The following is a 14,558-nucleotide window of genomic DNA, read 5'->3' on the forward strand; positions in this document are numbered from 1 at the left end:
GAGGCTGGTATCGGCCGCCGTTGCAGCCCCGGCCGGCCTTGCCGACCCGGCGCCCGGGGCGGGGCGGGTGCCCGGGGGGGTGGGGCTGGCGGCCGTGCTGTCGGCGGCGGGTGACGTGGGCGGCCCGCTGGCCTGCTCGATGAGGGTGCCCATGAGGCCACCACGGCGGCTGTCGATCCATTGCTGGACCTTGCCGATGGCCTCAGGGAACTCCCGTTGCAGCTGCTTCCCCTGCTCCAGCAACGTGGGGGCGGTCAGGGACAGCACGCCAAAGATGCCGCCCAGGGTGGTGAGGACAATGAGCGCTGACGCGATGCCCCGGCGAATGCGAAAGCGCTCGAGATAGTCCACCCCGCGCCCAACGGCCAGTCCGAACAGGGTGGCCAGAAAGACGAGAATGACGAGGGACCGAACGGACCAGAAGAGCTGCATGCCGAACCAGACGGCCAACGCGATGGTGGCAGCGCGCACCAGGTCGCCCGATCGCCATCCGCGGCGCTCGGGGGGCAGGGGAGAGGGCAGCAGGGATTCGTCGAGTGGCGGCATGTGACCAAGGTAGCGTCAGGCAGCGTGTTGCGGGTGCCCTCCGCCCTGCCCTCTGGTGTACCTTATGTCACACATGTCCGCAACCGCCCCACTTTATCTCGATACGCCCGAATCGGTGGACCGCTTTCTCAGCGGCCTGTCGGGTGTGTCGGCCATCGCGCTCGACACCGAAGGGGCCAGCTTCCATCGCTTCGTCGACCGCATCTATCTGCTGCAGCTCTCCACGACGCATCACGAAGCCGTCATCGATCCGCTGCCCATCGGCACGCCGGCGAGGCTCGGTGCGCTGATTGAAGACCCGAAGGTGGAGGTCGTGCTGCACGACGCGGATTACGACCTGCGTTTGTTGCATCAGGACTATGGCTGGCAGGTGCGCAATCTGTTCGACACACGGGTCGCGGCGCAGTTGCTGGGCATCAAGGCCTTTGGTTTGGCGGCGTTGCTCGAGCAGTTCTTTGGCGTGAAGCTGGACAAGAAGCATCAGCGTGCCGACTGGAGCATGCGTCCACTCACCGCCGACATGCTGGACTACGCGGCGCAGGACACGCGGCATCTGCTCGGCTTGCGCGATCGCTTGCATCGGGACCTGGTGAAGAAGGGACGCTGGCACTGGGCGCAGGAAGAATTCACGCGCGCCGAAGGCACACGCTGGGAAAGCGACGGGTCAGAGCAGGCCTTCCTCAAGCTCAAAGGCGCGCGCGATCTCACGCGCCGTGAACTCGCCCGTTTGCGTGAGCTCGTGCAGTGGCGTGACGGCATTGCCGCCGAACTCGATCGGGCCACGTTCCGTGTGGCGAGCAACGAGGTGCTGCTCGATCTCGCGCGCTCGGCGCCCGGCACCCGCGAGGCGCTGTTTGCCACCAAGGGATTTCCGCGCGGCATGAATGACGCGCGAGTGCAGGACGCGCTGGCAGCGGTGGCGCGCGGCAATGCGGTGCCCGATCAGGAGCTGCCGCGCTTCCCCAAGTCACCCCGCTGGGACAAGGACCCCGAGTTCGACGAGCGGGTGGCCCGACTCAAGACCGTGCGGGACCGGGTGGCGGCCGAACTGGAGCTCGACCCGGGTGTGCTGTGTTCGCGCGATCGCATGGAGGCGGTGGCCCGTCGTCGGCCGCGCGATGTGGAGGAGTTCGAGGCCATTCCCGAACTGCGCCGCTGGCAGGTGGAAGTGCTGGGCGCTGCGTTCGTGAAGACCCTCGGGACTGGGGGCGGATCGGTCGTCGTTCCAGCACCGGCTCCTGCCGCCGCCGCGCCGCCACGCTCGTCGGACGACGACTCACCGTACAAGCCGGAGTGAACCTGACGGGCGTTGGCGGGTAGTGCGGCGCCGACGCCACGGTGGTGTAGGGCTGGCGGGGCATCACGATTGTGTTCGGGCAAAGTGTCGTTCCTGCTAGCGGAACAATCTCAACTGTGGCATACAGGTAAATCATTGCGATACAGCTGCTTATAGCAGTTCGTCGGGCACAAAGCCGAGGTGACTTGGCGCACATGGCTCCGGCACGGTCGGTGCAATGGTACTGGGCAGCAGACCTGACTCTTCAGCCCCCGGTCCCATGTCCGCTCCCACCGCAGTCCCGACCCCATCGACGTTCTGGCGCGATCGCCTCGTGCACCGCTTTGCTGCGGTGGCCGGTCTGGCGATGCTGGCCGACCTCGGTACCAAAGCGCTGGCTGTTCGCCTGCTGGGTACGTCGGGCTACGTCGACCTTACCGAGCGACTGGCGTTCTTCCTGGTGTGGAACACGGGGGTGACGGGCGGCGTGTCGGTGGGGCCGTTCACGGCCTCGATCAACGTCCTGGTCACGGTCCTGGCGCTGTGGCTGGTGCTGACCGTGGTGCGACCCATGGCGCAGGTGGATGCGCGCGCCACGCTGGCGCTTGGCATGGTGACGGGTGGGGCGCTGGGCAATCTGGCCAGCATCGTGGCGGGGCCGCCGGGCGTGGCCGACTTCATTGCGGTGCGTCTGTCGGCTGATTCCACCATGGTGGCCAACGTGGCCGACCTGTTCCTGTGGGGTGGCGCGCTGATGCTGGCCCCGGTGGCACTCACGCTGCTGCGCCTGGTGCGCGAAGAGCGCGCGGCGCAGCTGCGTGTGTTGCGTGCCAACCCCTCTCAGAATCCCATGTAGGCGCGCACGCGCGGCTCGATACGCTCGGGCGTCCAGGGCGGCGACCACACGAGGTTCATGACCACGTCGCTGACGCCCGGCAAGCCGCGCAACTGCTCCTCGGCCTCGGACATGATTTCGGGGCCCGATGGACAGCCGGGCGAGGTGAGGCTCATGTCCACGCGTACGGTTGAGCCGTCCACCGTGACCTCGTAAATGAGTCCAAGGTCGACGATGTTGAGGTTGAGCTCGGGGTCTTTGACCCGCCGGAGTGCGATGCGCGCCTGATCGGCGGACACGGCGCCGGTGCTGCTTTCCGCCGTGCTGTCGGCGGCGCCGGTATCGGTTGCGCTATCTGCGGTGCTGTCGGCGCTGCTGTCCGCGCCGTTGTCGGCCTGAATGTCCATGCCGAATAATAGCAGGACCGGGCCACAGAGGTTCGCTGGGCGGTACCACGTGAACACCGAGACCTTGAACCGCTAGATCGGCCGGATGCAGATCAGCCGGTCCTGAGAAGCCTGAACAATCCTAAGTGGTTGATCTTCCTGTGTTTGTCGCGATGATTCCTCGGCCTGCTTGCAGAGAGTTCCAGTAGGTACCGACAAGGCCCGATTGAGCTGCTGTCCATGTTTCTACATTGTCGGCGTCAGGGAGGTGAAGCGGCGACCATGGGTCGCCCGAACTCGACTCCTCACTCTCCCGAGCTTAGCTATGCATCGCTTCACGATGGTCGCCGCCCTCGTTGGTTTCGCCTGCATCACCGTTCCCCCGCAGCGTGTCCGGGCGCAAGGGCCGAGCGCTGGCACCGATTCTCCTGTCTCGCCCTTCGAGGCCCTTCCGCGCAACCAACGGCCGAAGGTCGTCGTACAGCCCTTTGAGTTCAATGTGGTGCCCACACAGGAACAGCTCGAGGAGATGAACTCCTTCGCGGCGCTCGCGATGGCGTTGCGCGGCGGTGACCCGAACGCCACCATGCAGGCGACCGGCGCCAACCTTGGGCGCGCTGCCGCCGACCTCCTCACCGAACAGCTGATGAACACGCAGCGCTTCCGGGTGCTTGAGCGCCGCGTGCTTGATCAAGTCAAGGCAGAGCAGCAGGTAAGCGCGGACGGCCCCCAAGCGGGTAAACTGGCCGGCGCACAGTTCATCGTGACCGGTGCGATCACCAAGTTCGGCGTGTCGAAGCAGAAGAGCCGGTGGGGCGCCATTGCTGGAGGCGTGGTCAGCGGCGCTACCAAGGGCGTGGTGACTAGTGTCGGGAGCGGCAAGACTGTCTACGAAATCGGCATGACATTGCGAGTGGTGGATGCCGAAACTGGCGAAGTTCTTGCCTCAGTTGCGACCGAAGGCGCCGTCGAGGGTGACAAGAGCAGGAGTGTCGCCGGCGTCGGTCTCGCTGGTGGTGTCTTCGGTGGCTTGTTGTCGAAGTCGACTACGGGAGAACGCGAGAAGCGGATTGCCGAGGCGCTCGCCATTAGCGCGGCCAACCTCACCGTAAAGCTGGTGGACCAGCAGCAGAAGGGCGCGCTCGACCCATGAGTGGTCTTCTGGAGCAGACGACCAGGCGCGGGGCAGTCTCACGCTGCCCCGATTCGTCAGGAGCGACCCTGTCGGTACGTCTGCACAGCGTGCCGGAATTGCTCCCGAAACTTTGTTCGGGCGCGATCCATGATGCGGCCCATACCACTTTCCTTGAGGCCGTGCTCAGCGGCAAGTTCGCGAGCCGAGGTTCCGTGCATGTACATCGCCTGCAACAAAGCCCGGTCGCGCTCCGGCAAAGTGTCCAGCACACGGTGAACCAGCTCAGCGTTGAGTGTGCGGGTCGTTGTGTGATGGAGCGTCGGCGGCCCGACGGCGGCAGCCGCTTCATCGACGGTGCCGAACTCCACCGGCGACCGCTCGCTGCTGCGGACATGGTCGAGCATGGCATTGTGAGCCACCCGCGCCAGCCACGCCTCCGGATGATCGGGCTTGGGGTCCTGCAAGCTGAACTTCACAAGAGCGTGCTGGACCGCATCCGGGGCATAGGCGGAGTATTGCGGGAATCGTGCCTCAATCTGGCGCGTCAGGGCATCCGCGACCTGAAGAATCACCGAGGAATTCGGCATGGCATCGGAAGTCATGGGCATGGTGATTCGACGTCGTTGGACCTGGTGCTGAGACAGTCTCCACTCGACGACGACAGAGGCGGCCGCAACGGTGGGTTGCTTCGTAGTTGGTGACCCATGGCCCCCGTGAGGAGTCTCGACCGGTGATGCCCAAATCCGTACTCTTCAATGCGAACGTCGCGGTTAAGGCCAGCCAGACTGATCCGCTATTCCTCTCGCTGCAGCAGGCACTGGCGGGTCGGTACTCACTGGACCGAGAACTTGGGCGTGGGGGTAACGGCGTCGTCTATCTCGCCCGGGAGGTGCGACTTGACCGGCAGGTTGCCATCAAGGTGCTGCCCCCCGACTTAGCCGCCGACCCGCAGACCCGGGAACGCTTTCTGCGAGAGGCCCGTACCTCCGCGCGTCTCGCCCATCCGCACATCATCCCCATCTATGCCGTTGATGTGGTCGAGGACCATGTTTTTTACGCCATGGGCTTCGTGGACGGTGAGTCATTGGCGCAGCGGGTCGCGGTGCGAGGTCCTCTGGCGCCACGTGAAGGGGCCCGCCTGCTTCGAGAGGTCGCGTGGGCACTCGCCCACGCGCATGCACAGGGGGTCGTGCACCGTGACATCAAGCCGGACAACATCCTGATCGAAATCGACAGCGGCCGCGCCATCGTGGCTGACTTCGGTATCGCCGCCGCTGTGGGGGCACGGTCCGATGGGGTCATCGGTACCCCGGCATTCATGAGCCCCGAGCAGGTGTTGGGTGGTGAGCTCGACGCCCGCAGCGATCTGTATGCACTTGGTGCCACCGCGTACTTCGCCTTTACCGCCCGGCCGCCGTTCGAGGGAAGCGATCTTGAGGTCCTCTCGAGGCATATTGCCGAACCGGCGCCGTCCATGGCAGCGGTTGGACTGCCGATGCCCCGCTACCTCGTACAGGTGGTGGCGCAATGCCTTGCGAAGGCGCGTGTGGATCGACCGCGCGATGCGCACCAAGTGGCCGAACTGTTGGGGAAGGTGTTGGCCGAACGACGAGAACTTCCCGCCGTGCTGCGCGCCTTTGTCAAACGGGACTCTCGTACCAACGGCATGGGTACGGTAGGCGTTCTGCTGGCGGCTTGTGTTCCGATGTGGGCCACCGCCAGCGCGCTCGGTATCTGGTCGATTGCGGTAGGATATGTATTCATCGTCATGGCGGCGGTGGTGTTCGTAATCCGTAATGCCCTCCGATTGCTGGGTGACGGGTTCAAACACGTTGACGTGGTCAGCGCTTTTGAGGCGGAGCTCGTCATGCTTCGCGAGGAGCGACGACTACGCCCGCGCCCCGCACTTGCCCGCCTCCAGCGCGTCAGTGCGGCAAGCCTGCGCATCATCGCGGGTGCCTCGCTTACCACGGCACTCGCGATAGCAATAGGCCCCGAAGGGTTCGTTTCCGACGCCGTGTACGCACTAATGGGTGTGCTGTTTGTTCTCGCCCTGTTCGCGCAGCTGGGCTGGGTGGCAGCACGCCTTGGCCAGAGCGAGGATACTCAGTTCTGGCGGAGCCTGTGGTCCGGGCGCGTGGGCGCGTGGAGCTTTGACATAGCCCGTCGCCTGCGCGGGGCCGCGCCGGTTTCGCTTTCGATGACGCACCGCGCCACGGAGCTGTCGCTGAGCCTGGCATCGGAGTCGTTGTTTACATCGCTCCCGGCAGACGTGCGCCGCTCTCTCCGTGACGTACCGGAAGTCCTCCAAGGTCTCCAGGAAGGCGCATCGCGATTGCGCGACCGAGGGAAGCGGCTCGACGAGTTGCTCATGTCCAGCATGAGCGGAGACGACGTCGCGGACATCGTTGCGGAGCAAGAGCATGTGGCGAGGCAGCTTGAGGAAACGGTCGGCGCGCTCGAGCGCATGAGGCTCGACCTCCTGCGGCTCCATGCCAACGTCGCGACGATTGAGGGAGTGACCACGAGCCTCCGAGGCGCGACCGAATTGCATCGGCACATTCAGCGACACCTTGAGGCGACCCGTGAGGTGGAAGATGTGTTTGAGACCGCTCAGGCTGGCGAAGTAAACGCGCCGCTTGACGAAGGGTGCACTGAACGCCGGCGGGTGGACTGATGCAGAACAGGTGGTTCTCCCCCAGCACGTTGCCGCAGAGTTCCGGCGAATTGCATGCTCCGCTGACCACGACTTCAAAGTCGCGCACCCTCCTCTGGCTACGCGATCTCGCCATTGGGGCGGGTCTCATGCTTGCCATACCGGTCGTCGTTGTGGCCTTTGTACCCGCTGATGCCGTTGCCATACGGACTGATTCGCCAATGAAGCGCGAGCGTATCGCGCGCGAACGGCACTTCACGCTGCCACGTGACCCGTCGGTGACCCCTGAGTCAGCTGGAGCTGCGCTCACGCGCGTGCTTCCGGTTCGTCCGAAGGACGGACGGGTGGCGGCTGGCCACTCGCAAGCGATCGCCGCGATCGCCACACTCACATCACCCGATGTACGCCTTTTCGACGTTCTATCTCGTAGCAAAGGGATGCCCGATCACACGGAGCTCCTGAAGACTGCCACGGGCGGACTGAACGAAGCACAGCTCGCCTGGCTCGAGCATGTTGCCACGCGTCCGCTCTGGCAGGATGTCGACCTCGTCGCCCGCGCCAAGTCGGTCGACGTGCTCGGCGCACGGTTCGGGGCAGCGTCATGGTCCAACACATCAATTGGGGCCCTGCCGAACAACGATGACCACGCCGTGTATCGGCTGGCTGTCGCCGGTGTTGTGCGGTCGGCGTGGTATGTATCCCGTGACGACTACGCCGCGGCCGAGTCGGCACTTCGGACAATCGTGTCCCTTGGCTTTGTTTTCCTGGACAACCCGAGCAGTCCGAAGGACCAGTTCGACGCTCGTCTGATGATCAATATCGGGCGGAATCAGTTGAGTCAGCTCTTGCGTCTGCGAGGGGCGCTGCCACGAAGTTCGTCGCAGGTGGACGCGTCACGCAATGCAATCGGAGAAAAGGAGGGGGCATTCGAGTCGCCCGCAACGACCGTCACTCAGTTTAGCGACGCCCTGCTCGACTCTGGCATGCCTCGAGGTGTACGCGCCATGAATCTCAGGTATCAGCCGCTGGTCTCGTGTTTGTCCAATTCTCGCAAGTTGTTCGGGCCAACGGCGGAGGATCGTGCCATACTTGCGCATGTACGTAGTCAATTGGCGCTCAGCGCAACTGAACAGCGCCTGCTCTCGTCAAGCCTGGAAGCGCAGGACGCGGGCGAACCGTCGTTCTCGAATCCCGCTCGGGGTTTGGTCTACGGCATGGCCAAAGTCGCGTCTGTGATTACAGGCAATCCTCGCCTCGCAATTTGTGCCACGCGCGGCGATTGGAGATGGTCCTGGCTCAAAGTGCTGTAGTGTCTTTGAACTCGACTGGCAGGGGGCCGAGCTCACCTCACCATACATACTCGCTGGCAATTGTCCTCTGGCATGATCAGTTTCTCGTTCAGAATTGAACGTTCCCAGAGGCGCCCCAAGAGCGTGTAGGGACTACTTCGTACCGGTCTGCCTACCTGGTGGACGCCTTCTTGGCGACCGGCTTCTTGGCGGTCGATTTCTTGGTCGTGCTGGCCTTCTTGGCTGTGCTCGACTTGGCGCTGCTCGACTTGGCGCTGCTCGACTTGGCGCTGCTCGACTTGGCGCTGCTCGACTTGGCGCTCCCGGACGTCTTGCTTCCGGACTTGGCGCTCCCGCTGTTGGCTTTTGCTTTCCTCGCTGCCGCCGCCCGCGCCGCTGCCGCCCGACGGCGAGCCGCCGCCGACGACGCGCGCGTGCGCACCGGACGATTCCAGTCCTTGGCTACGTCGGCACGGAAACTCACCGGCATCGCGCGGACCCCGTCGGGGTCGTCCATCACCGCCAGCACCGCCGCGTCAGCCAGGTCATTGCGCACGTCGGCAATGACCTGACTCGGGCGGCGCGCCTTGGCGGCGTGCACCCGGTTGGTCAGCAGGATGACAAACATGTTGCGATCGGGGTCGATCCAGAGCGACGTGCCGGTGAACCCCGTGTGCCCATAGGCCCGCGTGGACATGTACTGGCCGCAGCCGGCGCCCCCGTCGCAGGTATCCCAGCCCAGCGCCCGGTGACCGGCCGTGCGCCGCGTAAAGCGGTCGACGGTGGCCTCACTGACGATGCGCACGCCGTTGTAGGTCCCGCCGTCGAGCATCATCTGCGCGAACACCGACAGGTCGGTGGCCGTGCTGAACAGCCCGGCGTGGCCCGCGACGCCGCCGAGGGCAAAGGCGTTCTCGTCGTGCACCTCACCGCGCAACGGATAGCCGCGCGGTGGAGCAATTTCCGTTGGCGCCGTGCGGCCCACGTCGGCGGCGCCCACCCGGAATCGGGTGTCGCTCATGCCGAGCCGGGTGAAGACCTGGCGCTCGAGGAAGGTGTCGAGTGGCTGGCCGCTGGCCGCTTCGGCGACAAAGCCCAGCAGGTCGGCGCCAAGATCGGAATACGCATAGCAGCGACCCGGCGCGCACTGGATTGGCGCGGCCAACACGGCGGCGCGGGCTTCGGCCGGCGTGTCGGCAATCCGCCACAGCTCACGCCCCGCGGGCAGTCCCGAGTGATGCGTCAACAGGTGCTCGACGGTGACCTTGTCTTTCAAGCCACCAGAAAAGTCGGGAAGATAGCGCGATACTGGCGCGCTGATGTCCACCTTGCCCTGGTCAACCAGGATCATGATGGCGGTGGTGGTGGCCACGACTTTGGTCAGGCTGGCCACGTCGTACACGCTTTCCTGGGCGCTGACGCGGGTCTTCTTCGTCCAGTCCAGCGTGCCGAAGCCCCGCGACCAGACACTGTAGCCTTTGCGACCCACCACCACGGCGGCGCCCGGATACCCGCCAGCCTCCACCCCACGCTGCACGACCCGATCGATGGTGCCGAGGCGCTCGGCCGACATGCCGACTGCCGCCGGCTCCCGCTCAGGGAGACCGCCGCCAAACCCCAGGCCAGGCCGTGCCACGTGCGTGACGTCGGCGGCCGCGAAGGTCAGGAGGGTGGTCAGCAGGAACACGATGCGATGCCGTCCGTAGGGCGAGAGGAGAACGGGCCGGAGGGCGGGGGACGACAGCGACCCCATCAGGTGCCCCTCGGCATCTAAGGCCAAAAGTGATACCCGTCAATACCCCGGACGGCTCATGCCCGTGACAGGCAACCATTTCGGGCGGCGCTGGTGACAGATTCGATGGAACCCATGGAGACCGACGCTGCTATCGTCCGAAGGGCGATCGACGGTGACGAACGCGCCATGCGGCTGCTGTGGAATCAGCACGCGCCGCATGTGGAGGCGGTCGTCCGTCGACTTGCCGGAGATCCCGACCTCGCGCAGGACATCGCGCAGGAGGTCTGGATCCAGATTTTTCGCGCGCTCCCGTCCTGGCGGGGCGACGCGAAGTTCAGCACCTGGATCCATCGGGTGGCCATCAACCGCACCTTGAACGCGCTGCGGCCCGTGAAGCGCACGGCCGCCGTGGAATCGGAAATCGAGGAGCACTCCGTGATCGTGGAGCAGGACGCCGAACGACGCATGTTGGCGCAAAACATCGAGGCTGCGGCCGCGCAGCTCTCGCCCGGCGCGCGCACGGTGTTCTACCTGCACGATGTGGAAGGGTTTACGCACGAAGAAATCGCCGAGCAGCTCGGCATTACGCCGGGCGGCAGCAAGTCGCAGCTGTTCAAGGCGCGCGCGAAGTTGCGTCGCCTGCTCGCTCCACTGGTGGACACGATGTCACCGCCTGCCGGACTGGATCGCAGCTATGCCGCACCCTGAGTTTTCGCATGAGTACCCGGATATGACCACGACGTCGTTTCATCTCGATGCCGAGCGCCTCGCGGCGTTTGATCACGAGCCGTTTACCGACGAGGAGTTGGCCCACCTGTCGGCCTGCGCCTCGTGTCGCGCCGAGCAGGAGGCCATCGCGCGCCTGGTCGATCTGGCGCACGGGGTGTTGGTGGCGGAGGCCGCCGCAGAGGACGCGGGGCATACGGCGCCGCGCCTGGTGTCATGGGAGCAGATTGCCACGGGGCTGGCTCGGGACGAGGGTGCGCGCGACGTGCAGACCACGGCTGCTACTGCTTCACCCGCCGCACTGCGCATGGCTTCCGCTGCAAGGCTTCCGGACGAGCGCTCCCGCACGGCAGGCTCCCGCAGTGTGCTGTTCCGCCGTTTGCAGTTCGCCGCGGCTGCCGCGTTGCTTCTTGCCACCGGCGCCACCTTCGGTCGCCTCACCGGTCCGTCGTCCAACGGTCTGTCGCTCGCTCGCGCGTCGCAGGAGGCCGTGGCCGAGTCGCTCGGTTTGTCGGCCGGCATGCTGCCCGTGGCCAACACCAACGGCTTCACCAGCGTAGAGGAGGCGTCCACGGTGCTCGAGCGTGCGCAGCGTGACTACGAGCGCGCGTCGCTGTGGCTGGCGGCCAACGACACGGTGCAGCACGACTCCGAAGTGTTCCGTGCGCGTCTCGCGGCGCTGGATCAGATGATGGCGGCGTCGCGCGCCGCGCTGCGCGATGCGCCGCAGGATCCGGTGCTCAACCAGTACTATCTCGCCGCCTACACGGCGCGCGAGGCCACGTTGCAGCAGCTCATGGGCACGTTGCCCGTGAACAAGACCATCGAGCGTTACTGACGAGCGTTGCTGATGATGTCCGGAGTGAACGTATCTCGCGTGGTGGCGGGCGCGGCGCTGACAGGCGCGGCGCTGTGGCTGACGGCGCTGTCGGCGTCTGTCGTGGAGGCACAAACGGTCACCGTGCGTTCGGCGCCTCGCATCGTATCGCGAACGACTGGCGCACCGTCGGCACCGAATGCCTGTGTAGAGCTGATGGCGCAGCCGTCGGCGCTGGTGGGGGCGCCGGAAGGTTTTGCCTTGCTGCGTCTCAAGCGCGAATTGGAGAGTGCCGCCTTCACGTTCGAGATGTCGGAGCCGATGGAGCGTGATCAGCTGCAGCGCATTGTGCAGATGCAGCGCGGCCTGGATTCGCTGGTGCGTGTGGTGATCGAGCGCAACGCGGACGGCAGTGAACAGCGCACCATGACGGTGCGGATGTTCGGACCCGATATCCCCAGCGTCATTCGCACGCTGCAGCCGCAGGTGGCGGCTCTGGCCAGTGAGGCCGAGGCCCGCGTCATGCGCAACCATGCCGGTGGCGATGGCTACTTCGGTGTGACGCTGAGCGGTGTGCAGTTGCGTGTCGTCACGCCCGAGGGCGTAATGACCAGTCACTGCGAGTACCCCATGGTGGAGACGGTGGACGTCGGGTCGCCGGCGGCGCGCGCCGGTCTTGCGGCCGGCGACACGCTCTTGTCGTACAACGGCCGCGACCTGACCAAGCTGGCCATCAACTATCCGGCCATGCTCGTGCCGGGCGAGTCCGTCCGTGTCCGGGTGCTCAAGAGCGGCAAGGCGCGCGATGTGAACGTGACCGTGGCGCCGCGCATGGTGGAAGAGCCGGTGCGTGGCATGATCTTCCTGCGTTCAGCGCAGGGCCCGGGCCCGGTGGGAGGCAGCTATGCCTTGCCGGCCGGCTCGATGGTGTTGGCCGGCGCGCAGTTCAGCAACATCGACGAAGAGTTCGCCCAGACCCTCGGGCTCGAGAAGGGCGTGCTGGTGATGCGGGTGCCGCCGGGATCACCTGCCGCCGAGGCCGGCCTGCGTGCCGGTGAAGTGTTGCGCAGTGTGAATGGCACGGCGGTGCGGGATGTGGCCTCTCTGCGTCGTCTCCTGCAGACTTCCGGTCCTCGTCCGCAGTTGCAGGTGCAGTCCGGTTCGGCCGGTACGCGTCTGGTGGTGTTGCCGTTGCGCTGACCCCGACTGCGACTACGACAACCCCGACTGCGGCAATCTCGCCCGCCGTTCCTTCCCGCAGTTCCACCTTACGCATTCACACCTTACAAAGTCCCACCTCTCTATTCTCACTTCTCAATTCTCACCGCTCAATTCCCACCTCTCAAACTCCCCGCCGGCAGCGAGTAAATGAGCCGAACAGTCTCTCGATCTCCTTCACTCAACTCCCGCACGCGAATGCGTGCAGACATGATATGCTCACTGCCTGCCGCATGATCGAGGCCGAGCAAGTGTCCGACTTCATGGAGCGCAATGGCCCGCATTTGCGGCGGTGTGAATCCGCTCCCGGCCGGGTCGGCCACCGCCAACTGAATCTCGCTCGATACCATCCAGTAATTGGCGTCGCGGCTCCACACCGTACGCCCGCTGATGCCAGTCGAGAATCCCGACACAAAGGTGACGCGCACGTCGGCGCTGGCGGAATCCACGACGAACGTGAACCGCACCGGAATTCCGACCTGCACCCAGGTGTCGAACGCATCACGGACGGCTGGGAGAAACTCCGGTGTCCAGCGCTCCAGGCCTTCCGCCTCCTGCACCCACACCCGAAGCGGTGCGGTACTGCGATCGGGCCAACGTGCCAGCGTGGAGTCCCGCGAGAGCAGCACGTCATTCACGTAGGTGCCGGCGGCACCCTGACTCACACGCTGCCGCATTTCCATGGCGGTGAGTCGCGGCATGTCGGCCGCGCGCAGCAACGGACTGGCTACGAGCAGTTCCTGCGCGTGCGGCGCGCCTCCGAGGGTCAGGGGCGCGTTGGGGATGCGGCTTTCGCTGCCACTGTCTGGGGGGAGAAACTTGCGTGCACCGGGAATGACGATGGCGCCACCGGCCTGCTCACTGATGGCGGTGCTGCGCCGCGAGGTCGCCCGGCTGGCGCCCACCGCCTGACCGCCAATGAAACACGCCAAACCCACGACACAGCAGGCAAGCAGCGTTTCGGCGGTCTTCATGGCGGCGATGCAGAGGGTCAGTCGGTGTCACGCTCCGCGAGGAAGGCATTCACCGTGGCAAAGAACTCGTCGGGTGCTTCCCAGAACGGGTTGTGGCCCGCCTCGGGAATGGCAACCAATCGTGCGCGTCCCAGCGTTTGGGCTGTGTGTTCGGCCTCGCTGAGCGGCAACGGGTCGGCCGCACCATGCACGACGAGTGTCGGAACGGGCAGGTCACGCAGGCGGTCGGTCCAGTCGTAGCCCTCTCGGCGCAGCCGGGCCACGACGTGCGAGCCCGTCTCGCTGCTCCCGAGCGGCGGGTTCACATTGCGCGCGAACTGCTGGTCCCAGAACCAGGCGGGGAAATAGGCGCGTGCGTAGGCGGCGTGGTGAGCAATGCCGGGCTGCTGCAGCGACTGTTCGTCCATTGAAGCAAGGCGCTGGTGATCTTCCGGATGCCCTTCGGCGCGCAATCGTGCGAGCCCCGCCGCGTGCAGAGGCGGCAGCCAGCGACTGGTCACTCCCACGGCGTTGGCCAGCACCAGACGGCGTACGGCCTGAGGGTTGTGTGCCACGTCCATGGCGGTGGCCAGCATGGCGATGCCACCACCCCACGAGTGGCCCAGTACATCCCACTGCGCAACGTCCAGGGCCTCACGCAGTGCCGACACGTCGCCCGCATCGAACTCAATGCGACTGGCGCCCATGCCGGGCGGTACCTGCGACCCGCCGCGGCCGCGCTGATCGTACAGTATGAGCTGACGATGCGCCGCCAGTGGCGCGAGCGCCGGCCAGAGCAGGCTGTGATCGAATATCAGGCCACCGTTGATGCAGAGCAGCGGAAGGGTGTCGCCAACTGCTGGCGTGCGGTAGACCGCGAAGTCGAGACCGCGCGCGCGTACGGTGAGCGCCTCGAGCGGCGGCCGCGGGGGGAGCGACCGCCGGAAGGCGAGGTAGCGGGAAAGGGCAGGGGAAGCCACGAAACA

At 65.6% G+C, this 14,558-nt stretch carries 14 protein-coding genes; 8 read left to right on the forward strand and 6 right to left on the reverse strand.

Going from position 1 to position 14,558, the window contains the following annotated elements:
• On the reverse strand, positions 1 to 546 hold a 546-nt coding region (locus B2747_RS08935; RefSeq protein WP_291159335.1), incomplete at its 3' end, for an AI-2E family transporter.
• A gap of 73 nt (positions 547 to 619) precedes the next feature.
• Here B2747_RS08935 and B2747_RS08940 point away from each other — a divergent pair.
• Positions 620 to 1,843, forward strand: coding sequence for a ribonuclease D (locus tag B2747_RS08940; RefSeq protein WP_291159339.1), 1,224 nt, complete (start codon positions 620 to 622; stop codon positions 1,841 to 1,843).
• 259 nt (positions 1,844 to 2,102) lie between these two features.
• On the forward strand, positions 2,103 to 2,678 hold the full coding sequence (locus B2747_RS08945) for a signal peptidase II (protein ID WP_291159342.1): 576 nt from the start codon (positions 2,103 to 2,105) through the stop codon (positions 2,676 to 2,678).
• On the opposite strand, the gene B2747_RS08950 is transcribed toward B2747_RS08945, so the two are convergent.
• A complete protein-coding gene (locus B2747_RS08950; RefSeq protein WP_291159345.1) occupies positions 2,663 to 3,064 on the reverse strand; it encodes a metal-sulfur cluster assembly factor in 402 nt (133 codons plus the stop codon). The two genes, B2747_RS08945 and B2747_RS08950, sit on opposite strands and share 16 nt — an antisense overlap.
• A gap of 304 nt (positions 3,065 to 3,368) precedes the next feature.
• Here B2747_RS08950 and B2747_RS08955 point away from each other — a divergent pair, with 304 nt between their 5' ends.
• On the forward strand, positions 3,369 to 4,196 hold the full coding sequence (locus B2747_RS08955; protein WP_291159348.1) for a CsgG/HfaB family protein: 828 nt from the start codon (positions 3,369 to 3,371) through the stop codon (positions 4,194 to 4,196).
• A 56-nt stretch (positions 4,197 to 4,252) separates the two neighbouring features.
• Here B2747_RS08955 and B2747_RS08960 read toward each other — a convergent pair whose 3' ends face one another.
• Positions 4,253 to 4,780, reverse strand: coding sequence for a sigma-70 family RNA polymerase sigma factor (locus tag B2747_RS08960; RefSeq protein WP_291159351.1), 528 nt, complete (start codon positions 4,778 to 4,780; stop codon positions 4,253 to 4,255).
• A gap of 131 nt (positions 4,781 to 4,911) precedes the next feature.
• Here B2747_RS08960 and B2747_RS08965 point away from each other — a divergent pair, with 131 nt between their 5' ends.
• Together B2747_RS08965 and B2747_RS08970 are read left to right on the forward strand one after the other, a co-directional pair.
• On the forward strand, positions 4,912 to 6,855 hold the full coding sequence (locus B2747_RS08965) for a serine/threonine-protein kinase (protein ID WP_291159445.1): 1,944 nt from the start codon (positions 4,912 to 4,914) through the stop codon (positions 6,853 to 6,855).
• A gap of 29 nt (positions 6,856 to 6,884) precedes the next feature.
• Positions 6,885 to 8,144, forward strand: coding sequence for a hypothetical protein (locus B2747_RS08970; RefSeq protein ID WP_291159354.1), 1,260 nt, complete (start codon positions 6,885 to 6,887; stop codon positions 8,142 to 8,144).
• A 151-nt stretch (positions 8,145 to 8,295) separates the two neighbouring features.
• Here the strand turns inward: B2747_RS08970 and B2747_RS08975 are convergent, their stop codons facing one another.
• A complete protein-coding gene (locus B2747_RS08975) occupies positions 8,296 to 9,876 on the reverse strand; it encodes a serine hydrolase domain-containing protein (protein ID WP_291159357.1) in 1,581 nt (526 codons plus the stop codon).
• Positions 9,877 to 9,990: 114 nt separating this feature from the next.
• Between B2747_RS08975 and B2747_RS08980 the strand changes: the two genes are divergently transcribed.
• The 3 genes from B2747_RS08980 to B2747_RS08990 are packed head-to-tail and all read left to right on the forward strand — an operon-like array spanning position 9,991 to position 12,601.
• Positions 9,991 to 10,566, forward strand: a complete 576-nt coding sequence (locus tag B2747_RS08980; protein WP_291159360.1) for an RNA polymerase sigma factor — start codon at positions 9,991 to 9,993, stop codon at positions 10,564 to 10,566.
• Positions 10,567 to 10,588: 22 nt separating this feature from the next.
• On the forward strand, positions 10,589 to 11,422 hold the full coding sequence (locus B2747_RS08985) for a hypothetical protein (protein ID WP_291159363.1): 834 nt from the start codon (positions 10,589 to 10,591) through the stop codon (positions 11,420 to 11,422).
• A 24-nt stretch (positions 11,423 to 11,446) separates the two neighbouring features.
• Positions 11,447 to 12,601, forward strand: coding sequence for a PDZ domain-containing protein (locus B2747_RS08990; protein ID WP_291159366.1), 1,155 nt, complete (start codon positions 11,447 to 11,449; stop codon positions 12,599 to 12,601).
• A 128-nt stretch (positions 12,602 to 12,729) separates the two neighbouring features.
• Here the strand turns inward: B2747_RS08990 and B2747_RS08995 are convergent, their stop codons facing one another.
• Together B2747_RS08995 and B2747_RS09000 are read right to left on the reverse strand one after the other, a co-directional pair.
• Positions 12,730 to 13,593: a matrixin family metalloprotease gene (locus tag B2747_RS08995; RefSeq protein ID WP_291159369.1), complete on the reverse strand. Its 864-nt coding sequence runs from the start codon at positions 13,591 to 13,593 to the stop codon at positions 12,730 to 12,732.
• A 17-nt stretch (positions 13,594 to 13,610) separates the two neighbouring features.
• Positions 13,611 to 14,552 (reverse strand): alpha/beta fold hydrolase, encoded by a 942-nt coding sequence (locus tag B2747_RS09000; RefSeq protein ID WP_291159372.1) that lies wholly within the window; start codon positions 14,550 to 14,552, stop codon positions 13,611 to 13,613.
• Positions 14,553 to 14,558: the final 6 nt, after the last annotated feature.

Origin of the sequence: Gemmatimonas sp. UBA7669 (assembly GCF_002483225.1) — a bacterium.
In the GTDB taxonomy this organism is placed as follows: Bacteria; Gemmatimonadota; Gemmatimonadetes; order Gemmatimonadales; family Gemmatimonadaceae; genus Gemmatimonas.